Origin of the sequence: Leeuwenhoekiella sp. A16 (assembly GCF_047946675.1) — a bacterium.
GTDB lineage: Bacteria > Bacteroidota > Bacteroidia > Flavobacteriales > Flavobacteriaceae > Leeuwenhoekiella.
Genome location: NZ_CP172313.1, coordinates 3,230,149 through 3,252,330 on the forward strand (window position 1 = coordinate 3,230,149; position 22,182 = coordinate 3,252,330).

At 36.9% G+C, this 22,182-nt stretch carries 16 protein-coding genes and 3 pseudogenes; 6 read left to right on the forward strand and 13 right to left on the reverse strand.

The window, feature by feature from the left end; genetic code table 11:
* Window positions 1-10: 10 nt before the first annotated feature.
* The 4 genes and pseudogenes from ACH3O9_RS14115 to ACH3O9_RS14130 form a co-directional block, all read right to left on the reverse strand.
* Complete coding sequence (locus ACH3O9_RS14115) at window positions 11-391, reverse strand: BfmA/BtgA family mobilization protein (protein WP_416441536.1); 381 nt, start codon at window positions 389-391, stop codon at window positions 11-13.
* Between the two features lie 604 nt (window positions 392-995).
* On the reverse strand, window positions 996-1,445 hold the full coding sequence (locus ACH3O9_RS14120; protein ID WP_416441538.1) for a JAB domain-containing protein: 450 nt from the start codon (window positions 1,443-1,445) through the stop codon (window positions 996-998).
* Window positions 1,446-1,513: 68 nt separating this feature from the next.
* Window positions 1,514-1,870: a single-stranded DNA-binding protein gene (locus ACH3O9_RS14125; protein ID WP_416441540.1), complete on the reverse strand. Its 357-nt coding sequence runs from the start codon at window positions 1,868-1,870 to the stop codon at window positions 1,514-1,516.
* Between the two features lie 1,101 nt (window positions 1,871-2,971).
* A pseudogene (locus ACH3O9_RS14130) lies at window positions 2,972-3,538 on the reverse strand (NUDIX hydrolase); the annotation flags it as partial.
* Between the two features lie 101 nt (window positions 3,539-3,639).
* On the opposite strand from ACH3O9_RS14130, the gene ACH3O9_RS14135 reads away from it, so the two are divergent.
* Window positions 3,640-4,191: a 5'-nucleotidase C-terminal domain-containing protein gene (locus tag ACH3O9_RS14135; protein ID WP_416446700.1), complete on the forward strand. Its 552-nt coding sequence runs from the start codon at window positions 3,640-3,642 to the stop codon at window positions 4,189-4,191.
* 917 nt (window positions 4,192-5,108) lie between these two features.
* On the opposite strand, the gene ACH3O9_RS14140 is transcribed toward ACH3O9_RS14135, so the two are convergent.
* The 9 genes from ACH3O9_RS14140 to ACH3O9_RS14180 form a co-directional block, all read right to left on the reverse strand.
* Window positions 5,109-5,873, reverse strand: a complete 765-nt coding sequence (locus ACH3O9_RS14140) for an OBAP family protein (RefSeq protein WP_416441542.1) — start codon at window positions 5,871-5,873, stop codon at window positions 5,109-5,111.
* 287 nt (window positions 5,874-6,160) lie between these two features.
* Entirely contained in the window at window positions 6,161-7,765 is a 1,605-nt protein-coding gene (lnt, locus tag ACH3O9_RS14145) for an apolipoprotein N-acyltransferase (protein WP_416441544.1), read from the reverse strand.
* Between the two features lie 34 nt (window positions 7,766-7,799).
* On the reverse strand, window positions 7,800-9,227 hold the full coding sequence (locus ACH3O9_RS14150) for a bifunctional metallophosphatase/5'-nucleotidase (protein ID WP_416441546.1): 1,428 nt from the start codon (window positions 9,225-9,227) through the stop codon (window positions 7,800-7,802).
* 857 nt (window positions 9,228-10,084) lie between these two features.
* Window positions 10,085-11,950 (reverse strand): rhodanese-like domain-containing protein, encoded by a 1,866-nt coding sequence (locus ACH3O9_RS14155; RefSeq protein ID WP_416441548.1) that lies wholly within the window; start codon window positions 11,948-11,950, stop codon window positions 10,085-10,087.
* Between the two features lie 447 nt (window positions 11,951-12,397).
* Window positions 12,398-14,482, reverse strand: coding sequence for a cytochrome c biogenesis protein CcdA (locus tag ACH3O9_RS14160; protein WP_416441550.1), 2,085 nt, complete (start codon window positions 14,480-14,482; stop codon window positions 12,398-12,400).
* A gap of 66 nt (window positions 14,483-14,548) precedes the next feature.
* Window positions 14,549-15,181, reverse strand: coding sequence for a TlpA family protein disulfide reductase (locus ACH3O9_RS14165; RefSeq protein WP_416441552.1), 633 nt, complete (start codon window positions 15,179-15,181; stop codon window positions 14,549-14,551).
* An 11-nt stretch (window positions 15,182-15,192) separates the two neighbouring features.
* Complete coding sequence (locus ACH3O9_RS14170) at window positions 15,193-16,851, reverse strand: bifunctional metallophosphatase/5'-nucleotidase (RefSeq protein ID WP_416441554.1); 1,659 nt, start codon at window positions 16,849-16,851, stop codon at window positions 15,193-15,195.
* Window positions 16,852-16,853: 2 nt separating this feature from the next.
* Entirely contained in the window at window positions 16,854-17,276 is a 423-nt protein-coding gene (locus tag ACH3O9_RS14175; protein WP_416441556.1) for a sulfur reduction protein DsrE, read from the reverse strand.
* Between the two features lie 387 nt (window positions 17,277-17,663).
* On the reverse strand, window positions 17,664-17,981 hold the full coding sequence (locus ACH3O9_RS14180) for a hypothetical protein (RefSeq protein WP_416441558.1): 318 nt from the start codon (window positions 17,979-17,981) through the stop codon (window positions 17,664-17,666).
* 206 nt (window positions 17,982-18,187) lie between these two features.
* Between ACH3O9_RS14180 and ACH3O9_RS14185 the strand changes: the two are divergent.
* The 5 genes and pseudogenes from ACH3O9_RS14185 to ACH3O9_RS14205 all read left to right on the forward strand — a co-directional run bounded on the left by ACH3O9_RS14185 (window position 18,188) and on the right by ACH3O9_RS14205 (window position 22,114).
* Window positions 18,188-19,543, forward strand: a pseudogene (locus ACH3O9_RS14185) (cytochrome ubiquinol oxidase subunit I).
* A 10-nt stretch (window positions 19,544-19,553) separates the two neighbouring features.
* Window positions 19,554-20,592 (forward strand): annotated as a pseudogene (gene cydB, locus ACH3O9_RS14190) (cytochrome d ubiquinol oxidase subunit II).
* 65 nt (window positions 20,593-20,657) lie between these two features.
* On the forward strand, window positions 20,658-21,218 hold the full coding sequence (locus ACH3O9_RS14195; RefSeq protein ID WP_416441560.1) for a YeeE/YedE family protein: 561 nt from the start codon (window positions 20,658-20,660) through the stop codon (window positions 21,216-21,218).
* Window positions 21,219-21,220: 2 nt separating this feature from the next.
* Entirely contained in the window at window positions 21,221-21,634 is a 414-nt protein-coding gene (locus ACH3O9_RS14200; RefSeq protein ID WP_416441562.1) for a DUF6691 family protein, read from the forward strand.
* An 84-nt stretch (window positions 21,635-21,718) separates the two neighbouring features.
* The gene (locus tag ACH3O9_RS14205; RefSeq protein ID WP_416441564.1) at window positions 21,719-22,114 is read left to right on the forward strand and encodes a hypothetical protein; all 396 of its coding nucleotides are present in this window, start codon (window positions 21,719-21,721) and stop codon (window positions 22,112-22,114) included.
* The last annotated feature ends 68 nt before the right edge of the window (window positions 22,115-22,182 follow it).

The following is a 22,182-nucleotide window of genomic DNA, read 5'->3' on the forward strand; positions in this document are numbered from 1 at the left end:
GTTCAAAAAATTAAAGATTAGTATCCGTATTTTGCTTTTCACTAGAGCGGATTTTCTCTTCTTTTTCCAGAAATTTCTTTTCTACAATCAGGGGTTTCTTTTTGGGTTCTTCGGTTTCGAAAAGAGATTGGATCATAGCCACGGTAGGTTTAGTTTGCGTCTTTTCCATATCACGCATAATGGCTATAACGGCATTGATCCTTTTCTTAAGGGAAGCCTCTATTGTCCTTCCCGTTGGGCCCAGTCTTTCCTTAGGAGAGATCTCATTGAAGAAGAAAAAATCGAGCATGGTGGCCATTGCCTCGGTGTGAGATTTGAAGTGTTTTCTCGAAAATTGCTGGAAACGCTTTGCGGTTTCCTTTTTAAACCTGATGCCTGTATAAGAGTCCATAATTCGCGGATTTGTCGCAAATTCTTCCCAGAAAATGGGCACTAAGAAGGCATTTGTCGCAGATTGTAAATGCTTGAGAATTGTATAAATTTTAAATATCTGAATATCAGTATTTTAAAAATAAAAAGAAATGCTAAACATCGCGCAGCGTGTTATCCTCTTGCTACTCCTTTTCGTCCCGCCTGGCGGGACAAAATTCTCGTACAATTCGGCTAAAAGCCAATTGCCAATTCTAAGAAGGAATTTCAGTTATGTAATGTTTCGATGTGCAGGTTATCGGCGAAAGTCAATAATGGGATAACGCTGCTTAAATTTGTATGCTGATGTTCAGCGAAATAAAGTTATTGATTTTAATCTAAACAATTTTAAATCGGACAAAAAAAGACCCATCGAAATTTACGGATCTTAATTATTTGTGTTTAATCACTTTTAGATATGAGGGTGTGAATAATCGATTTACCGGGTTTACAACTTGTTTTAAGAGGGATAAATTTTCTAAAATGTGACAATTTGGAGATTTTTTTACATGCTCTCTGAATTTTAACAAGTGGTGATCATGGGATCCTTACTCTGGTTTAAAAATAGATTAGGCATGGCTTAATATTTAAAGAATTCCATGATCTGCAAAGCTGAAGTATGCTCCATTTGGGGTAAGAATAATATGGTCCAATACTTTTATGTCCAATAATTCACCTGCCTTTTTTATTTTTTGGGTCAACTGTTTATCAGTTTCACTTGGATTTAATGTTCCGCTTGGATGATTATGTAGTAAAATTACAGCAGTAGTCAGGCTTTTAAGGACAACGGCATATAATATACGTATATCCACCAAGGTAGCTGTAAGACCTCCGTTTGAAACCTCATAAATACCTTTTACTTTATTCGCGTTGTTAAGAAGCATTATTTTAAAGGTTTCATGTATTTCGAGATTATTTTTATCCCATTGGGAATATGCTATTTCAGAAGCTATGAGTGAAGATGTTATTTTCGGATGCAAACTTGCTTTCAAATCTCCCTTGTAACTTATCGCAATTTCGTTAACTTTAGTTTTCATATTAACAATTTTAAAAGTTAATAAAAAGAGGGCGCTACTTTGGACGGAAACGCCCTCTTAATTTTAGATTAATCAGCTGAATTAATACTGCTTTTTACTCCTAACAAAAGAATTTCATTAGCTTCAACTTCGGTAACATAGTGTATTACCTTCACACTATCCTCATAGCTATGGGACTTCAATTTTCCGCTAACACCGATTTCCTTGCCCTTCCCGGCATATTTTTCGATAATTTCAGCGGTTTTACCCCATGCTACGATAGTATGCCATTGGGTAGTTTGCTTTTTTTCGCCCTTGTTGTTCTTATAATACTCATTAGTGGCGAGCGAAAAACGGGCTACTTTCCTGCCGTTTCCAAGTTGGGTAATTGTTGGTTCCTGACCAACATTTCCGATTAACTGTACATGATTTTTTAACGTGTTCATAATAAAAGAATTAAAGATTAATTATAGCCTGCCCGAACCTTTCAGACAGTTTACATTTCTGTTTTTTTTGAGGTGATTTACTTATTATATCCAGAGCGTTTTCCTTTTTTATTTTCTTTGGTGTCGCTTCATTTTGGATGTTTTTATACGATTTCATAAAATTCATTTTAGATTTACTTCCCATAGTGCCTCGCTGTTACCTTTTTTGTTGCTGATACATCTTCAAGAGTTGGAATTGATAAGGACTTATAAAAAGGAGGTACGACTGGCTTATGCAGAGCGTTCAATTTCCAACTATTGGTATTTTGCTTACTAAAAAGGGTAAGGACAGCGAGGGAGTGGGAGTAGGTTTAAATATTTTTTGCGAAGTACCAATAGATCGGAAGCGAAACCCAATAACATTGAAAGTCTAATCAGGAATTGATTTTGCCCTGTACTATGTTTAATAAATCTTAGATTTCCTCAAGGTGAAGGTGAAAAGTTTAGGTAGATATTTTATTAATTATAAAAATCGAGCAGTATTCAATCGGTTATTAAGAATATTCCATTTTTCAATAGAGCTATTGGAGCAATTTTAAAACCAAATATCTTTAATAGAAGCTTTGTAAATCAATGGGGAATTTTACATTAGGAGGGTTAAGTGTTCATCCCAATAACCTCTAAGAAGAAATCACCCAAAGACGTAGAAAAAATATAATTTTAATCCTTATAGGTGTAGTATTCCAAATACTGAGGATGACAAGTGTTAATAGCGGGTCTATGAGTACTACATATTTGACATTTTTGTGTTCGTTTTCATAAAAAAAATATAATTTTTTGTTAGCACTTAAAGTTGTAAAAAATTAGATTCAAATCGTATCTTAATATTATGTAATCAATTGATATTAAGTGTTTTTTGGTTGCCAATTTTGAACTAAAAAATGGTAACCAAATTGGTAAACAACAATATGCAATTATCAATATTAGATGATATTCATGAAATTAAAAATTCTGTAAATCAATTGATTAAATGGTATTTGGTGGAGTCTGAGACACAAATATTCTTATTAACATATTATTATAACACAAGATTTATTTTGCATTTCATTTTTTGTATCCTATTTAAATTTTAAAGGTAAAACCATCCAAAACTTTTAAGTCATATTTTTCTTTGTCAAATTGATATAGATAAGATCCTTTGCGTGATGAATTCATATCCTTTTCACGGAGTTTTACTAAAACATCGAGGGCATTTATTTTATTTATAAAATTGCGTTTGTCCTGTTTCTCATTAAGAATGGATTCATAAAGTTTCTGCAACTGCCGCATCGTGAATTTTACAGGTAATAATTCAAATCCAATAGGCTTGGTTAGGGCACGGTGTCGTAAGCGGGCAATAGCTTTACTAACCATGGCATTATGATCGAAAATGAGACTTGGAGCTTCTGAGATGGAAAACCATTTAGCGGAAAATTGTTCTATCAATTCTTGATTGTGCTCTGATATATTTATAAGTGCAAAATAAGCTACAGAGAGTGTACGTTCTGCTGGGTCACGATCTACTTTACTAAAATTGTAGAGCTGTTCCATATAAATATCATGTATTCCCGTTAGATGAAAAAGTATACGATTAGCGGCCTCATCTAAATTTTCGGTACGTTTTAAGAAACCACCCATTAATGACCACTGCTGAGATTGTAAAAATCATTGACGATTTCAGAAGCGATCACTTAGCCGAACTGGAAGAACCTGTTGCCGTTGTCGAAACACCTATAGGGCGAATGTACAAAATGGAAAGTCCGTTTGATAAATTGGTAACTACCATCCTGAAAGAAGAATTTGGTACGGATATAGCATTTGTCCCTGGCGTAGGTTATGGAATTACACTTCAAGAAGAAGTAACCAAAGAAGATGTTTTTAAGTTGATTCCACATAATTCTAAAATTGTGACCTTAGAAATGACCGGAGAGAAACTGATAAGATTATTGGAACAAACCGCATCAAATCTAAAACCCGAAGACAAAATGGAATCGGTGGGTGGATTACTTCAGAGTTCGGGAATTTCTTACACTCTCGATTTGGGCAAACCTATGAATGAAAGAATATGCAATGTAAAAATTGATGGTAAAAATATAGACATTCATAAAATATACAAGGTAGCAACGCATTCAGGAATGTTGAAAGGTATTCATAAATACACGCAGTTTTCGGAAGGTACTACTATTAAAGAGACAAAAAAAAATATGAATAACTTTATCACACAAAAGCTTAAGGAAATGAAGAAAATTGGATGGCCAAAGAATATGGGTGAAGTAAGCATTATTTATTCAGAAAAAAACTAAATGTGTATATTGTATACAAATATACAGGCAAAAAAATGCAAATTATTGAATAGTCACTCTTAAAGCCAATTTATCTAACAAGATATCATAAATCCAAATAATGCCGTAAGGTAAAACGCACTACATCACTGTGTTCTTCAGGTTTAGTACTTTGCTGCGCGCAACTCCACATATAGTCCAATTCTAAAGCCAAAGGTTATACGGGATGATAGGAAAGTCCTACAAATAGACGGTTCTGATCGAAAGCTTTAGTTGCTTCGTCAAAAATGACAAATATTTCTTACTTTACCTGCACAGCTAGCTGGCCTTTTTTTCTCGGATTTAAGAATAGAATAACCAACCTATAGACGGTATCTTGTTCTGAATGGTAAATTCGTAACTCTTTAATAATTCTCTTTGTACAGTATCTCTGATCCAGCGTTATTCTATTCTTAACCAATGCTCCAAATCCAGTTTTCCCGCTTTATGTTTTATTTTCCACTTGCTGAAACAGTCTTAAGTGAGGGACAGCGAATTCATCTTTCTTTACGTCATACACCCTAGAATAGGCAAAGCCTAAAATAGGTATAGGAAAACACCATCCTCGCCTCCTGAAGTAAGAAAAAAAGTAGAATAACTGCGGGCAAAATTAACCAGTAGGGATTTAGAAAAACACCTAGGGCTAATCCCGTTAAGGCCAATATTGAGATATTTGTTTCTAGCATCTTTTCTAAATCCCACTCTTTATCTAATACTTTTATTCTGGCTGATATTTCTTCTGATGAACTATTTAAATATCTGCGGATGTTGTCCAGTATTTGCTAGTCAATTTTACTATTCTTTTTACTAGCAGTATTTCTGCGTACCCGGTCACCTTCTGGTTGTTTCCTATTTGAAGAAGATCGGTGCTTGTTCATGTAAACTCCTTCTAACCTTAATTAGTTATTGGAGTCATTTTTACTTTCTACTCCAGGTATTGACTTTGTTTCACGCGGAAATTTACCCTTTAAAGCATCAACTCCCTCTTGTGGTTTGGCTTGTGGAATAAGATCTTTTCGCTCTTTACGCTTTTCCTTGCTATCAATTTCCATTTCCTTGTCCCGGTTTTCAACTAATCCTGGCTTTGCCTCGCCATCTCGATTAAATGACCATGCTAATTTAGGATCTCCCATAGGAATTTTATCACCATCTCCGTCTGCATTGCCCGTACTCCATACATGCCAGGTCTTGCCATAACTATTCATTTTACTTTCCATCAGCTCCTTATCGGCCACATCCGGTAACCCAGGAGCAACCAATTGCCCGGAAAGAATTTCATAGTTGTGAGGGTGCCAGTATTTTTTTTCTTTTTCGGGTAATGTATCGAATATTCTTTCAGATATTATATATTCTATGCCTGTAAGTTTGGCTTCATCGGTATTACCATCAAATAATGCACATTGCGCAAAATCTTCATTAATTTGCGTACAAAAATGATGTGCCTCCATTTGATGGGAAGGATTATCTTTCATTGGATGAAAGCCAACAAGATAAATATTCATATGATCAAATGGTCCTTTTTTTTGAAGAGCCGCCGCCCCAGCTTCCAATACATCTGTTTTGGTTGTCTCCTCTCTTCCAGGAACTTCTGTATCTGATTTGCGATTTTCTCCACAAGAAACAAAAATCAACAACCAGATTAGACTAAAAATAGATTTTTTCATTTTACATTTTACATTTTATTTATTAATAATTATATGTCATTTTTTCTAAATTAAATTTACAAATCTTTTATACCTCTCTATAACAATTAATTGATCTTAGTTAATATTTAACTCATTACCGTCAAAAATAACTTATTGTTATAAATACTTAATTTAAAATGAAAAGTATTATAAATAAATATTTCCATTCATTGTGATACAGTAGGAGTTATTGTAGCACAATAGACCGATAATTAAAATTTAAAACTCAATTAAGAAAGGATTATTCAATCTCTGACACTATCAGTTTACCAAGAGTTATATCGTTTGGCGTTTCTTTTATGTCTCATAATAGCGAATAGAAAGATGATTGCGGCCAAAAATTGAGCAATCCGGGCAAGATAGTCCCCGTGTTCTACATAAAAGGTTTTTTCGCGGTTTAACGCTACCGTTCCTAAAATACTGCCTTGCACCTTATAACCTAACTCTTCTTTAATATCCCCCCTTGGATTTATAAGAGCCGAAATCCCTGTATTTGCACTTCGCGCTACAGCACGACGCGTTTCGATGGCTTGTAGTTTTGCATAGCTTAGATGTTGCTTATGCCCCTGGGTATCGCCCCACCAGGCATCGTTGGTAATAATAGTTAGAAATTCAGCACCATTTTTCACATATCCCGTAACAAATTCGCCATACACGGATTCATAGCAAATTATGGAACCTGTATATGTACCGTCACTTAGGCGAAAAGTTTCCCGGTTGGGTTGTGTGGTTTTCATAGCCACCGTGCCACCAAGGTCTATCATCATATCGCCTAATAGGGGTTTTAGAATGGTTGGATAAGGAAAATTTTCTACCCCAACCACCAGTTTCGATTTATGATAAAGTTCACTTTCTCCGTCTGGTTTTATTAAAAAAGCAGAATTATAATCGTTGAACCAATCTGACTTACCAATTTTATTGGTTTGTTTGCCAACTTTTTCAGGATCGCTAAAACGTTCAAATAGGGAAATACCGCCTATAAAACTTAAATTTTTATATTCATTATGTAATTGACTGCTTACTATTTCTGCTTCGGAACTCTTTATTTGAGAAAGTGGTGTGCCATCGGCAAAAACCGTTTCTGGAGCAATTAGGGCACGAGTGTTTTTGGTTAATTTTTCCCGGCTTAGCCGCAGGAGTATTTCGCCAATACGTTCATCTGTAGTATTATATTTTGCTGTGTATGGATCGATATTGGGCTGAAGAATAAGCACTTCGGTTTCCTCTTTGGGGATTTGATAGTTTTCATAAATCAAATAGGAAATCAACATTGGAAGCCCAATGACTGAAAACAGTTTTATGGCAGCCCAGTATAAAATACTTTTCACCTTAAATTTCCGATAGTCTAATAGCGTTTTGAACAGGATGAGGTTTGTTATCCAGACCCATAGCGTACCGCCAAAAATTCCGGTATATTCATACCATTGTACCCACGCTGTATCTTCAGAAAAAACATTCCCCAGGTTTAACCAGGGCCAGGAAAAGTCCCAGGATAAATGAATTTTTTCAAAAACCATCCAGATACTGGTTAAAAAAATGACAGATACCAAAAAACCACTTCGCTTGGCCACAATATGATAAAACAAAAAAACCAATGCCATAAGCAGGGAATTGACTAGAATGGCAAAAGCCCCTCCAAAGGGTGTAGAAAAATAGAGCCAATAGGTGGTAAAAAGGTTCCAAATGAAAAAAGTTAGGTAGGCAAAACCAAAAACCTTAACTTTCATAAATGAAGTTGTAGAATTTCTAATGTTAATTTCGGTGAATAAAAGCGGCACAAAGGCAATAAGAATTAAAAACGCAAAACCATAGGTCGGCCAAGAAATAGCGAGTAAAAACCCGCTTAACAGGGCATATAAAAGGTTTTTCATAACATTTTTATCTTGAATAATTACTTCATTGCAACTAAACCAGACGACAACTTTTTAATATGTCCGGACTGAATTTCGGGTTTTCCTTCAAATATATTTTCATCGCCTCCACGGCCTTTTGGGGATGTTTTTTTCTGTTCTTGCCATATTTCTTTGCAACACCCTGAGTCGTTACAAAACTTACGGTATACGTTTTATCCATTTCAAGATGGGAACCCTTATAATAGATTTCTTGGATGCGATGGCCTTTAGGGTTTTCTATTCTCATGTTTATCTGCAATCCTAAAACCCGCTTTACGTAGCCACCCATCTGTTTAAGCGGATTGCTGCAAAAAGTACGCTCTAAATTTTCTTCCAACATTTCCTTGATATCCATACCTGTGAGTTCTACGGTTGAAACTGGCGGATTCATTGGAGTTATATTAAAAAGGTCATTTTCCGTAATTTTCCCAACCGGAATTGGAGCACCATAGCGCCATCCATTTGAAAAAGCAATGTCTGTATTGGTTGCGTGGGCAATGGCCTTTAAAAGAAAATTGTCCATCGTGGAATTTATGGTGTCATAACGATGCAAAATTTCTTCAGTGGTTCCTAAATCATCACTTCTAATATCTTGATAAGGTTTTAAAACGTGCTGAACCAATGTATCGATTTCAGAACTTTTTGGAGTTGCATCACCCACTTTTAAAAGCTCGTAATCATAGTTTTTAATTTTTTCATTTTCGACTTCCAAAATAAAATTACCAACAAATGCGCCGTGGCAACCACACTGAACGATTAGCGCATCGTTAACTTTTATGGGACTATAAATCCTATTATGGGTATGTGCGCTTAAGCAAATATCAATACCTTCAACATTTTTTAAAACTTCAACGTCTTGAGGAAAACCGTTATGGGAAAGCATCACAATAATATCTGCGCCCTGATCCTTTAAATCAATTATGTGTTTGGGAAGTTCCTCAATTCCTGATGTGAATTTTAACTCGCCGCTCATCTTTTTGGGCATTACTTTATCTACAATCATTGCGCAGATGCCTATGACTCCTATATTGATGCCTTTTGTTTCAAATAGCGCTGTTGGTTGTAAAAAGTTGTCACCATCTTCTGTAAATACATTGCAGCCCAGTATTGGAAAATTTAATTGTTCATTGATTTTCTTTAACTGTTCTGGGCCATATCCAAAATCCCAATGCCCTACCAAGGCATCAGGTTTTAGTGCATTTAAAATGGGGATTATGGCCTCGCCTTTAGAATCTACGACAGGTTTTGTCCCGTGTAACGTATCGCCACCATCAAAAAGAAATGTGTTTGGGTTTTCTTTTCTAATGGCATCTACTATACCACCAATGTGTGCATAACCACCAACAGTTTCTATTATTTCTCCGGATTCATTGTAAAATAATTCAGGATGCGGTGCCAAATATCCGTGTACATCGTTTATGAATAATAGGTTCAGTTTCATAATTTTGTTTTTTTAATGAATTTTTTTTTGATTTCTTTATATTCCAAGTGATTGAAATTAATCGTATTAATTTATCAATAGTGTCCGACTAAAATAAGGTTTTACGATTAAGTTTTGCGAGGTATCAATGATGGTGCTCGAATCGTCAATCTTCAGGTGCTTGACCGGCAGGCGAGGGGTACTGATGTCCGGACAATAATCCCGGCAGGGATCAAGTTTAGCAATTGCTGAATTATGGGATGTTCGCTAAAGTGTGTGCTTTTATTCATAGTTTTTGATTTTGGGGTAAAACCAAAGTACTATAAAGCGGGAGATCCATCTCGGAAATCCCGCTTTTAAATAAATTTAACCGGACACTACTGTATCAAGATAATAATTTGAAAAAGTTAACCGGACGCTAATGATTTAGTTATAAATTTTCATCCAAAAATTTATACTTTTTAAATTTGGTTCCTAAGAACCACTCCATCTGTAATAAACAGCGTTCAGGCAGTATTTTATCAAGAGATATTACTATTGTTTTACACTACAAATAGCTGGGAATCAATGATTCTTTAGATCAATTTCCTTCTCATTGAAAGTTTTATTTAGATAGAATTTTAAATTTTAGTTTTCTATTCAAATGGAAAATGAGCCCCTTTCGGGGATATCAATGTTACCATATATTCTGGATTCACTTTAGCAATTATCACTTTTCAGTACCTCGCTCAAACGTACAGATGAGAAATCAGTGAACGATCTTATAATGCAGAACAGATTCTTTGCATATACCTTTATTATACTTCTCAAGTATTTGTCAATTAGGTCTATTTAAATTTATAAACCCAAACGAAAGATTTGCATTAGGTAGCACGTTGTCAATGTTCGTTCACATATTTTTTGAGGAACTGCTCCAGTTCAGGCACATCACATTCAAATCCCATATCTTCCGCTTGTTTGATTACCTCTTCCCCAGACATATTTTTTTGACATCCGATATGTATCATCACAAAGGCACCAGAACGCTTTCCGGATTTGCAATGAACCACAATCGGCTTGGGCAGGTTTTCAAGTTCATGTCGGAAATCATCGACCATAGCCTCTGATAAGTTATCTTCAGATACCCCGATATGCCTATATTCCAGGTTATTATCCTTCGCCAGCTCTTCTTCTTTCTCTGGAGGAACATTTTGCCCCTCTTCATCGGTCTGCAAATTAATGACCGACTTGAATCCCTTATCGGCAAAGGTTTTAAAGCTGTTCTCATCCGGATCAAAAGCAGCTACCGAAATTTCATCATTCACTTTCTTAATTTCCTTTTTCATAGTTTCTTTCTTTTTTTGATTTTCTGTTTTATTTTTAATTGGTAAATCCGCCGCCTTCCATGCCTTAAAGCTACCGGGAATGCTGTTAACATTCTGAAAGCCATTTTTTTGTAAAAGACTGGCCGCAATGCTGGCTCTGTAGCCGCTTGCGCAATACACGGCAAGGTTTTGTTCTTTATCTAACGTGCTTATCTTATCAGATAGTTCGCCAAGAAATACATGGGTGGCATCAGGGATATTACCATTTTGCCATTCCTTATACTTGCGTACATCCAATGGCTGATATTGCCCTTTGTTTTGACTAAGTTCATGTACACTGAGTTGAGTCAATTTTTTAATTTGTTTACCCGATTCTTGCCAACTGCGCATATTTCCTGCCAGATAGCCCTTAAAATTGGTATGTCCGGTACGCCACAGGAGAGTTACGACTCGCTCTAGATCCTTATCTTGGGGCAGGATTAGTAAAATAGGTGCGTTCGTATCAATCAACCAACCGGCCCAAACCGACAGAATGGGTCGTTGTCCTATGTTAAGAGCCCCTTCTATATGTCCGCCTCCAAAAGCTAACATATCCCGGGTATCTATAATGATCGTATCTGTGTTCTTCATTTCCTTCTCAAACTCTTTTACGCTTAAAGCCCTCACTGGAGGTGTATGACCAAAGGTTTCTGGTCCCTTGGCATTAAGTTTTTTCATCTTTGGATAATGGGTGGGTACGGGAGGCGCATTATCTTGAATGGCTTTTTTAAACTCGTCGAAACCTTCGATCTGCATGAACGGATTATGTTTCTTCTCATACCCTATCGTACTACTCATTCGATCACCTATATCAGGACCACAAGCCGAGCCTGCTGCATGGCAGGGGTAAATAATCACGTGATCCGCAAGCTTGCAGAAAACCTCGCGCATGGTGTTATAAAGCGCCCGGGTCAATTCGTCCGTCTTCTCATCGCCCAATAAATCTGGTCGTCCTATAGAATCTACAAACAGTGAATCCCCGGTCATTATGCCCCATGGTTCCTTTTCGTGCGTTTCGGATAATAAATAGGATAGATGTTCGGGTGTGTGACCAGGCGTATGCTTCGCTCTTATTTTGACTTGACCGAATTTAAACTCATCCCCCTCCCGAACAGGTTCATACTCAAAATTATAGGTAGCATCACCCTCAATACTTACATATAGCTTGGCGCTTCCTTTGCAACGGGTTGCCAGTTCACGCGCCCCGCTCATAAAATCTGCATGGATATGTGTTTCAAAAACATGGGTAATAGTTACACCATATTGCCGTGCTTTTTGTAAGTAAATATCGGCATCGGGACGAGGATCAATTACTGCTGCGCATCCTGCACTTTCATCACATATAAAATATGATACTTGGGTAATTCCTTCTGTTAATATCGGTTCAAACCTTAGAGCCATAGGATGTATAAAATAAAAGTTAATATTTGAAAATAAGAATTATAATAGACAATGAGGTTAAGAAAAAATTAAAAGGTCAATAGATGTAATAATAGATTAACACCTACTTTGTTAGTTGTTAATGGTTTTAGGATATTGGTAATTAAGAGGCGTCCTCCAGCATACCTACGGTTTAATTTATCGACAAATTCATTGTGGTATATATTTTCCCTTAAATTTGTGGTAGTTCCCTTGCAGGCTGTCCGGGTAACAATGTGCTCTAGAAGCAAGTTTAATAACTGGGATGTCCGTTAAAGTGCGTATTCGTAGTACTTTTTTTTATGGTAAAACCAATTTATAAAGCGGGAAAATCCAGATTCCCATTTTTAAAAAAAATTAACCGGACACTAATGTTTTAGAGGATTTTTTTGGATTTCTTTAAATCCAAAGCGATTGAAATTAATATTATTAATTTACCAAAGAATTAGGTTCTGAACTAGTTGATTTATTATTTTCAGCGAGTTCACTTGCCTTTCTGTTTTCAAATTCGCTTAGGCCATTATCCAAGAACTCAACAAAATTGTTCACATTCAAGTCATAAGCTTTGGGAGCACTTAACAGTGAGCCATTTGTATCTACTAAGGTGTAATAGGGTTGTGCGTTTGCATTAAGTTTCTGTATCATAAAATCTAAGTTTTGACCACCAATGGTTTTCTTTATGCGTTGGTCTTGCGCAGAAACGTACCATTCGTTTTCCGGTAGCTCGGTCTTTTCATCAACATAAAGTGCAACGACTACATAATCTTCCTTAAGTCGTTTGAGTACTTTGGGATCAGACCAAACGGCCGCTTCCATTTCCCGACAGTTTACACAACCGTGACCTGTAAAGTCTATAAATAAAGGTTTGTCCTGTTTTCTTGCGCAGGCTAAGGCCTGATCATAGTCAAAATAGCCTTGAATCCCATAGGGCAGTTCCAGCAGATCTCTGTATTTTGGCGCACCGCATTCTGAAGTTCCCACAGTGTTATTTGAAACACTTGAAACCTGTGGCGAATTCATCACGAAACTTTGCGAACTTAGCGGTGGCATATAACCAGCCAATGCCTTTAGGGGCGCACCTACCAAACCGGGAATAAGATAGATTACAAAACTAAAAACCAGTAAGGCTGAGATTACACGTCCTACAGATGTATTTTCCTTTTTTTCTTCATGTGGGAAGGTTATTTTGCCCAAAAGATAAAATCCAAGAAAAGCGAATATAACGATCCAGAAGGCTAGATATACATCACGGTTCAGGATATCCCAATGATAGACCTGATCCACTATGCTTAAGAATTTTAAGGCAAGTGCCAACTCAATAAAACCTAGCACCACCTTAACGGTATTCAGCCACCCCCCACTTTTAGGCATTGATTTTAGCCAATTTGGAAAAATAGCAAATAAGGTGAACGGCAATGCAAAGGCCAAAGAAAACCCTAACATTCCCACCATGGGCTGAATGGTTTCGCCATTTGCGGCCTGTAAAAGAATGGTTCCCGCTATAGGTCCCGTACAGCTAAAGCTTACCAAGACCAGAGTAAAAGCCATAAAAAAGATACCCAGGGCTCCACTTTTATTCGACTGTGAATCCATTTTATTTACAAACTTATTGGGTAAGCGTATTTCAAACAAACCGAAAAAGGAAAGCGCAAATATTATAAATATGGCAAAGAAAAATAGGTTTGGGATCCAGTGCGTACTTAAAAAGTTAGCGAAATCTGCACCAAACAATACCGAAAATAATGTTCCAACTATAGTATAAATCGCTATAATGGAAATGCCGTATAAAATAGCCTGTGCAATTCCTTTTTTACGACTGGTATTCGATTTTGTAAAAAAACTAACGGTCATTGGGATCATTGGGAATACGCAAGGTGTGAGCAATGCAACCAGACCTGCGCCAAACGATAAAAAGAAAAACGTCAATAGAAAAGAAAAACCTTGCCCTTCAGTCTCTGTGGATTTAAATTTATTGTCAAATGCTTCCAAATTCTTAGGTGCTGCTACAACTTTTGATGATTTGTCCACCTTAGCCCCTATCTTTGATCCAATTTCAAATACTGCAATATCACTGGTATAAGGGATGCATTGGCCAGTTACATGGGAGCATAGCTGATAAGAAACGCTGGCGTTGATAGCTGGGTTTTCATTCTTGACAATAAACTGTTGTTTGAATTTTGCCTGTTCGGTAAAATAGGTGTACTCGCCTTCAAAAAGCTCATCATACTTTTTCTTTTGACCAATAGGCTCCAATGTTCCCAAGGTTTCGAACTGATTGTTTTTAGCAAATTCGAATTCTGTAACAATAGGTCCCACATTGGGATCGAAGTCACTGGAATACATATACCAATCCTGCGGAATTTTGGCAGTGAAAAGTACCGTAATGGTATCGCCAGAAGCAATATTTTTTTCTTGAACTTCTGCATTCCATTCAGGAGCCTCCATCATCTGCGAGTGGCCACTTTGGCTTATCAACGCAATGATGAAAATCAACATTGATTTTAGATAGCGCATATTAAACTTTGGATTTTAATGATTTAAAGGGATGGAGATTGATAAACATCCATCCCTATCTAAATATTATTTTAAACTTTTTAGGAATTTTTTGAACTCCGGATCACTATAATCGGCCATCCCCATATGTGTCATGGCCAAATTGCCTTCAGCATCGATTACATAGGTTGTAGGTAAGGCCGACGATTGTAACATACTCGGAAGATTACCGGCAGGAGCATAGATGGGTAAATCATACTCCTTACGCGTAGTAAAAGCTTTGGCCTTTTCAAAATCCTGGTCAAACGATAGCATTACGAAAGCAATCTCATCTCCCATTTCTTCATGCAGTTTATTAATACTGGGCATTTCTGCAACACAAGGAGGACACCATGTTGCCCAATAGTTGAGAAATATAACCTTGCCCTTAAATTCTTTTAAAGAACGCGCGTTACCATCTTGGTCAGTTAATTTCAGGTTGAAATCTACTTTAGAAGGGTTTGAGTCTGAGGTAACAGCATCATTGCCTTCGCTGGTTCTTGACCGCGTAATTTGAGTCACATCGGGATTCATTAAACCGGTAGCAAGGAGCCCGCGTTGTGCAAAACCAATAACTTCTGTGTGCAGTCCTGTTGCATAAAGCGTGATGGCTACTATGGTAAAAATTCCATATTTAATCCACCCTTTTTTGGTACTATTGTTTTTTTTCTTATTGTTCATGATTTTGATTTTTATTGAAATTTATAATTAGTTTTTGGTACGGTTGAAAACGAATATTTGCCCAGGTATTCACTATAGGCCCTACCTTCTAAAATGGGTGATACTGGTGAATTTTTTTGAAGATACTCTTCCACAACTTCGTGAATGGTATAATCTTTCACTTCAACATCCTTTACATTGGGCATCCTACATAGATTATCTATTGGGTCTCCAGGACGCACACAGGCAGAGATGGTATAATATTGCTCATCTTGCATCGGCTCGCGGTTTACAGTTATACTATGGATACGTTTGCCCATTTCATTTTGGCTGTTGAAGTTGACCTTCATTCCTGAAAATCGCACTAACCAACCCCCAAAACGTTCGGTTGGGTCTTGGGAAAAGGCATTGTGCATTTCCTTTTCCAGCCAGTCCTTTATCTGTTTTCCGGTTGCTTTTCCTGTTTTTACCTTTTCATTTACGGGAAGTAAGTTCCACAGATTAGCCCTGGTAATCGGTGCCGGTTTTCCATCTTGGGGCACAATGGGGTTACCAAACCGAAATCCATTGGATATTGAAATGTCTGCACCCGTTTTCCAGCGAGCGGCATCGGTTATCATATTGTCCATCGGGTTTTCTACCGTTAAATATCTATATATAGGTGTGCTGGTATAACCGACTATGGTTTCCAAATACGCTTTGTAAGGTGCTTTTGCCTTATTAACCAGCGCCTGTATTTTTTCATCGGCTGAAAAGACTTCCGGGTCAACCTCAATGAGTTCATAATCGTCATCCACTAACACGCCATCCACAAAATTCAGGCTTAACTTACCTACAAAAGAACCGAATGCACCGGGTTCAGTAACCTTTGCATATTTGCCTTGTATGGGTTCGCGCACACGTTCATGGGTATCGTTACCCAATATATAATCTGCGTGCTCTGCTATGGAGTTATTGGCAAGCTCAACCTGCTTAAAAATTCCTAGATGCGTTACCAAAAACAGAACATCTATCTTTTCACCGACCTTAAAATCGTCCACCATTTTCTTGAGATTTTCGTCTAGTCCACTAAAGTCAATTCCTTTACTAAAAATGGGGTTTTGTCTAACGGGAACATCCGGGTCGTTAATACCAATAAAACCTAAACGGATACCTTCGATTTCCTTAACCCAAGACGCTGGGAATAAACGTTCTTCATTATTATCATGATACATGTTATGAACAATGACCTGTGTGTCATATCCTTTCATAACATTCATCATAATATCTTTACCATAAACCACTTCCCAGTTTCCGGGAATGATGACATCATAGCCCATATTTTTTATTATATCAGGCATCACGTTTCCTTCAGATAAAGCAGTGTAACCGCTCCCTTGAATAAGGTCACCACCATCCACGATAATAGTTCTATTTGGGTTTTTCTGTCGTTCCCTGTCAAAAAGAGTTTTAATATTAGCGAGACCACCACGGTTTTTAAATACTACCTTTTTATCTTCCCAAAATAATTCGGGATGAGTGTCCAGTTGACCGTGTATATCGGCGGTCTGTAATATCGTAATACGCAAGGTGTCTTTAACAGAATCATTTTTTTTCAATGTGTCCGATTTTTCCGTTTTACAAGAAACCATTCCGAATATAATTCCAACTAATACAAAAGTTGTTGCGAGATATTTTATGAATAATATCATAGTTATAAGCTTATACTTTTATACCCTTTTTTCTGAAGTTGAAAATTGTACAGAATTCCGTTCTCAACAACCTCAATTTCTTTTGGAACTTTGGTTTTATCTACTTTGAATTTATCGCGCGAAAAGCCACAGGCTATTAGTTGCACACCTGCTCTTTCGGCTTTTGTAATGAAGTCTCCTATTTTTTCGGTATCAGTAATATCAACTATTTCCTTGCCGCAAATAATGACCTGAAAATCACCAAAATTTGCTCCTTCTTCTAATTTCAGGGCTTCTGCGGTTAAGATTATGGGTTGCAACTGTGGCATTTTTTTGGTAAGCACCACATAATTGTTTTTGTCTTTGGCTATTCGCTGTGCCTGTATGTCATTTGTGCTGAACAAAGTAAGCAGGGCAAAGAGGGCTATAAATGCGTATTTTTTCATATTGTATATTTATAGATTGATCTGCAGCGTTCAGCTTTAAAAAGAAAGAAGCCTAAAATTGTTTATTTGAAGCGCATGCCAGATTCAACCGTTAAAAGTTGATTTAACGTGAAACAGTAGTGTTACGGATTTCTATTTTATTGCTATAGCTATATAAATAGAAGAATAGAACGTGATTCTATTGCTACACTATAATTCCTAAAAAGTTAGAATTACAGAGCTCATTTCAATTTATACTCGACCGTTATTTATAGGACGCCTTTCAAAATTTGACCACTACAGCCAAAAAGTAGTTCAATCTTTAACGGAAGAGAAGGATGGGGTATCCCTATTAAATTAGGAATAAGAGCCATAAGAAAAACCCAATGAAAATTTATAAAATCCTTGTTAGGACAAACGTGGAGGAGGTGAGGCATTATCTAAGTAAAGATAACTTAATCTTGAAGAGAAATGTTCGTTGAAAACGGCAATAGGATTGGGAAAAATCGTTTCCCAATAGAAAAACTCTAACTGAAACTGCGAGGTACAAAAACCATTTAAAGCAATCACTTGAGAGGCTGATAGATCAGCTTGCGAAAAATCAGCGGTTTTCTTTAAATGTTTTGGAGGTTTTTCTTTTTTACAGTGCGGATTTACGAAAGAAATATCACTTCCGCTAAATAAAAGATTCAGTCCATCTGCATCTATAGCAGTAAACTTCGCCATAAAGATAAAGGTTAATAGTACCGCTATGTAGGTTTTAGTTTTCAAGATAGGGACAAATATAATACAGAGAATGTATGTTATGTGTAACCTTTGTTACTTAAGTCTATTTTTAAAAAATAAATTGATTTTATCCATATTAGGGTTACATATGTTACATAGGTTAGAAAGGCATTTTTCTACCTTTGAAACAAAATATTAACACCTTTATGGATGTAGAAATTCTTGCACGGATCCAGTTTGCCTTTACCATTGCCTTCCATTACATCTACCCGCCTTTAAGTATTGGTTTGGGATTAATTATGGTTTTTATGGAAGGTATGTATTTGAAGACAGGTAATAAACAATATGAAATTTTAACCCGCTTTTGGTTAAAAATCTTCGCCATTACCTTTGGTATAGGTGTTGCCACTGGTATAATTATGGAATTTGAATTTGGCACCCATTGGGCTGTGTATTCTAGGTATGTAGGCGACATTTTTGGTAGCGCATTAGCCTCAGAGGGTTTGTTCGCATTTGGATTAGAGAGTGCCTTTCTTGGCATCTTACTGTTTGGTTGGAACAGAGTTTCACCTAAGGTGCATTTCATCTGAACAATAGGCGTTTTTCTAGGGTCAATGTTCTCGGCCGTATGGATTGTTGTGGCTAACAGTTGGCAACAAACGCCTGCAGGTTATCACATTGTAGGTGAAGGTTTTAATGCAAGAGCCGAAGTGACTGATTTTTGGGCAATGGTTTTCAATCCTTCTAGTGTAGATAGGATAATTCACGTGTGGCAGGGCGCATTTTTGGCAGGTGCGTTTTTAGTATTAAGCGTTCACGCCTATTATCTGCTCGAGGGGCGATATATTGAAATTTCTAAAAAAGCCTTCAAAATTGCCTTGGGTTTAGCTACCCTTATTTCTTTAACACAATTGCTTTCAGGGCATAGTTCTGCGGAAGTAGTTGCCGAAAACCAACCTGCTAAATTGGCCGCAATGGAAGGGCACTACAAAGAGTCAGCGCCTGCAGATTTATATTTGCTTGGTTGGGTAAATGATGAAACCCAGGAAGTCACAGGCCTCAAATTACCCGGTGGTCTATCCTTTATGATTGACCAAGATTTTGAAGCAGAGGTTACAGGCTTAAATGCTTTTCCGAAGGATGAAAGACCTGGACAAGTCAACGCTGTATTTCAATTTTATCATATTATGATTTCTATTGGCATGTTACTTATAGGACTCACACTATATGCCAGCTTTTTATGGTGGCGCGGAACTTTATTTAAGAAAAGATGGCTGTTTAAGATTTTTGCATTCTCTGTGCTTTTACCACAAATTGCCAATCAGGTGGGTTGGTTTACAGCAGAAATGGGCAGACAACCTTGGACAGTTTATGGGCATTTAAGAACAGACGAAGGCTTTTCACAAGAGGTATCATCGAATCAAGTTCTCTTTTTATTAATATTATTTTTAGTGGTTTATGCCATATTATTCATACTCTTCCTTTATTCGGTAAATAAAAAAATAAAACATGGTCCGTATGATGAAGCTAAAAACCCAGATGAATTTTTAAATTACATTTAAACGAGGCACAATGGAAAGTTTTTTAGGTATAGATTATCCGACGCTTTGGTTTTTAGTGGTGGGTTTATTGTTCTCTGGATATGCGATTTTAGAAGGATTTGATTATGGCGCTGGAATGTGGCATTTATTCTTCAGAAAGGATTTAAGCAGGCGTATTGCTATTAATGCAATTGGCCCATTGTGGGATGCTAATCAAGTGTGGCTTATTATTGGTATTGGTGCATTATTTGCAGGCTTTCCAGTGATGTATGCCACAATGTTATCGGCAATGTATGTCCCTTTTATGCTCTTGTTAATGTTTTTTTAGTATTGCGTTCTTCTGCTATTAAATTTAGAAGTGCAGAAGAAATGAAGTGGTGGCGTAAAACTTGGGATATTATTTACTTTGTCTCCAACACATTAATATCATTCTTGCTAGGTGTCATTTTAGCTAACATTTCACAAGGGTTTGAATTAGCTGAAAACCACAGCCACAAGGGGGGGTGTTCTTTTCATTTTTAAATCCTTATGCACTAATGGTTAGCTTAACGATGGTATCGTTGTTTATGACACAAGGTGCGATCTTTTTACTGTTAAAAACCGAAGGGCGTTTATACGCAAGATTGACTTTTTTATTAAAAAAAGGAATGATATTTTTTATCGTTAGTTTCGCAGCCACCTCTTTATATACACTTGTATTTTTACCAGGGGTTACAGATAGATTTAAAGAATATCCTGTACTCTTTATAATTCCTGTTTTGGCTTTTTTAGCGGTTGCAAATGTGCCTCGCTTAGTGTCAAAAAAGAAATATTCAATTGCTCTGATATTCTCATCATTAACAATGGCGTTTTTGTTAATGCTTGTTGCTGTTCAGTTATATCCAGTTTTATTACGAGCAACAATAGACCCAGAATACAGTGTAACGATTTACAATGCAGCATCATCCCAAAAATCCTTAGGTATAATGTTGACCATTGTGCTTATCAGTACACCGCTGTTAGCTGGGTATTTCCTGTTTTTATATAAAACATTTCACGGGAAAGTGAAATTAGATGAAACAAGTTATTGAGTCGTGTAACCTTTGTTACCGTCCAGTTCTCTCAAAATGCTCATATTTGCCACAAAATAAACTTTATGAATTGGATTTATGAACCTTGGCCTTGGTACGTTGCAGGGCCTTTAATTGCCCTGACAATGTTCATTTTATTGTTCTTGGGGAAGCAATTCGGAATGTCCTCAAACTTGCGGACAATGTGTTCTATGGGAGGTGCCGGAAAAGCTGCCGACTTTTTTAAGTTTGACTGGAAAAAAGAGCGCTGGAACTTGATGGTCGTAGTAGGCGCGGTAATCGGTGGTTTTTTGGCCTCAAATTATATGTCTAACAATACGGTAGCAATTAATCCCAAGGTCGCTCAACAGCTTTCTCAAGACTATGGAATTGATAGTGGAGGAAAAGCTTATTTGCCGCCAGAATTATTTGCGAAAGAAAATCTCGATGATCCGTTTGTGCTTGCGATTTTAATTTTTGGTGGATTTATGGTAGGCTTCGGGGCTCGTTATGCCGGAGGTTGTACTTCTGGACACGCGATCTCTGGATTGAGCAATTTACTATTGCCATCGCTCATTGCCGTAATTGGATTTTTTATTGGTGGTTTAATAATGGTTCATTTGATTTACCCTTTAATATTTGGATAAATATGAAATATATAACATACTTAGCAGTAGGCATTTTTTTCGGTATTATAATGTATAAATCTGAAGCGGCATCCTGGTTTCGTATTTATGAAATGTTCGAGTTTGGCTCCTTTCATATGTACGGTATTATTGGTTCGGCCTTAGTTTTGGGAATAATCGGGGTTCAGGTCATAAAACGCAAGGGCATCAAGGCTTTCGGAAATCAGGAAATGCAATTGAAACCGAAGGAAAAGAGCATAGCCCGCTATTTGATCGGCGGTATAATTTTCGGCTTGGGATGGGCCCTTGCAGGTGCTTGCCCCGGACCGATGTATGTACTGGCCGGTGCAGGGTTTTATTCCATTCTCGTTGTCATTGCCGCAGCGCTTTTAGGAACATTTGTTTATGGATTAGTAAGAAACAAATTACCTCATTAAAACAGAATAACTCGTTATTAAACTGAATCAAAAGTTTCCAATTAATTCCAAAATATATTTTTATTTTTACACTTTAAATTTCTGATGCATAAGTCTGTCCTCATATTTTTTTCCTTTTGGATGATCGTTACCAATTCGTGTGCGCTTAAAAAGAGCGTACTCAATTGGGTAACCGAAGGTCATGTGGAGAATTATTATCAGCATTCAGAAAAAACACTTACGGAATCTGTGAACAGCAGTTTCTCTATCTGTAAGAAAGGGGTTCAGCATGCTGTTGAGGCAATCTCTTCAAATTTTGTATTTCTTGTAAAATTTGTTCAGGATCCCCAAGCACTTTTACTTTCTTTATATGCTTCTTTTTTGGTAAGTTTCTTGCTTTTTGCAAAAACCCGAAATAGGAAATATGCTTTAAAACCCTTACCCTACGGCTACAATTCGCCGTTCTACATTCAATTTCAGCGTTTGCAATACTACGCGTAAACATTCCATCTATTTCTTTATTTCGTTGATACCGGGCTTTTCGGTATGAACTCCTTTTGATTACTATT

What these genes read in the sequence shown, in the direction of transcription:
- ACH3O9_RS14115 (WP_416441536.1), bottom strand. Translation starts at nt 391, where the DNA reads ATGGACTCTTATACAGGCATCAGGTTTAAAAAGGAAACCGCAAAGCGT.
- ACH3O9_RS14120 (WP_416441538.1), bottom strand. Translation starts at nt 1,445, where the DNA reads ATGAAAACTAAAGTTAACGAAATTGCGATAAGTTACAAGGGAGATTTG.
- ACH3O9_RS14125 (WP_416441540.1), bottom strand. Translation starts at nt 1,870, where the DNA reads ATGAACACGTTAAAAAATCATGTACAGTTAATCGGAAATGTTGGTCAG.
- ACH3O9_RS14135 (WP_416446700.1), top strand. Translation starts at nt 3,640, where the DNA reads ATGGAAAGTCCGTTTGATAAATTGGTAACTACCATCCTGAAAGAAGAA.
- ACH3O9_RS14140 (WP_416441542.1), bottom strand. Translation starts at nt 5,873, where the DNA reads ATGAAAAAATCTATTTTTAGTCTAATCTGGTTGTTGATTTTTGTTTCT.
- lnt (WP_416441544.1), bottom strand. Translation starts at nt 7,765, where the DNA reads ATGAAAAACCTTTTATATGCCCTGTTAAGCGGGTTTTTACTCGCTATT.
- ACH3O9_RS14150 (WP_416441546.1), bottom strand. Translation starts at nt 9,227, where the DNA reads ATGAAACTGAACCTATTATTCATAAACGATGTACACGGATATTTGGCA.
- ACH3O9_RS14155 (WP_416441548.1), bottom strand. Translation starts at nt 11,950, where the DNA reads ATGGCTCTAAGGTTTGAACCGATATTAACAGAAGGAATTACCCAAGTA.
- ACH3O9_RS14160 (WP_416441550.1), bottom strand. Translation starts at nt 14,482, where the DNA reads ATGCGCTATCTAAAATCAATGTTGATTTTCATCATTGCGTTGATAAGC.
- ACH3O9_RS14165 (WP_416441552.1), bottom strand. Translation starts at nt 15,181, where the DNA reads ATGAACAATAAGAAAAAAAACAATAGTACCAAAAAAGGGTGGATTAAA.
- ACH3O9_RS14170 (WP_416441554.1), bottom strand. Translation starts at nt 16,851, where the DNA reads ATGATATTATTCATAAAATATCTCGCAACAACTTTTGTATTAGTTGGA.
- ACH3O9_RS14175 (WP_416441556.1), bottom strand. Translation starts at nt 17,276, where the DNA reads ATGAAAAAATACGCATTTATAGCCCTCTTTGCCCTGCTTACTTTGTTC.
- ACH3O9_RS14180 (WP_416441558.1), bottom strand. Translation starts at nt 17,981, where the DNA reads ATGGCGAAGTTTACTGCTATAGATGCAGATGGACTGAATCTTTTATTT.
- ACH3O9_RS14195 (WP_416441560.1), top strand. Translation starts at nt 20,658, where the DNA reads ATGAATTGGATTTATGAACCTTGGCCTTGGTACGTTGCAGGGCCTTTA.
- ACH3O9_RS14200 (WP_416441562.1), top strand. Translation starts at nt 21,221, where the DNA reads ATGAAATATATAACATACTTAGCAGTAGGCATTTTTTTCGGTATTATA.
- ACH3O9_RS14205 (WP_416441564.1), top strand. Translation starts at nt 21,719, where the DNA reads ATGCATAAGTCTGTCCTCATATTTTTTTCCTTTTGGATGATCGTTACC.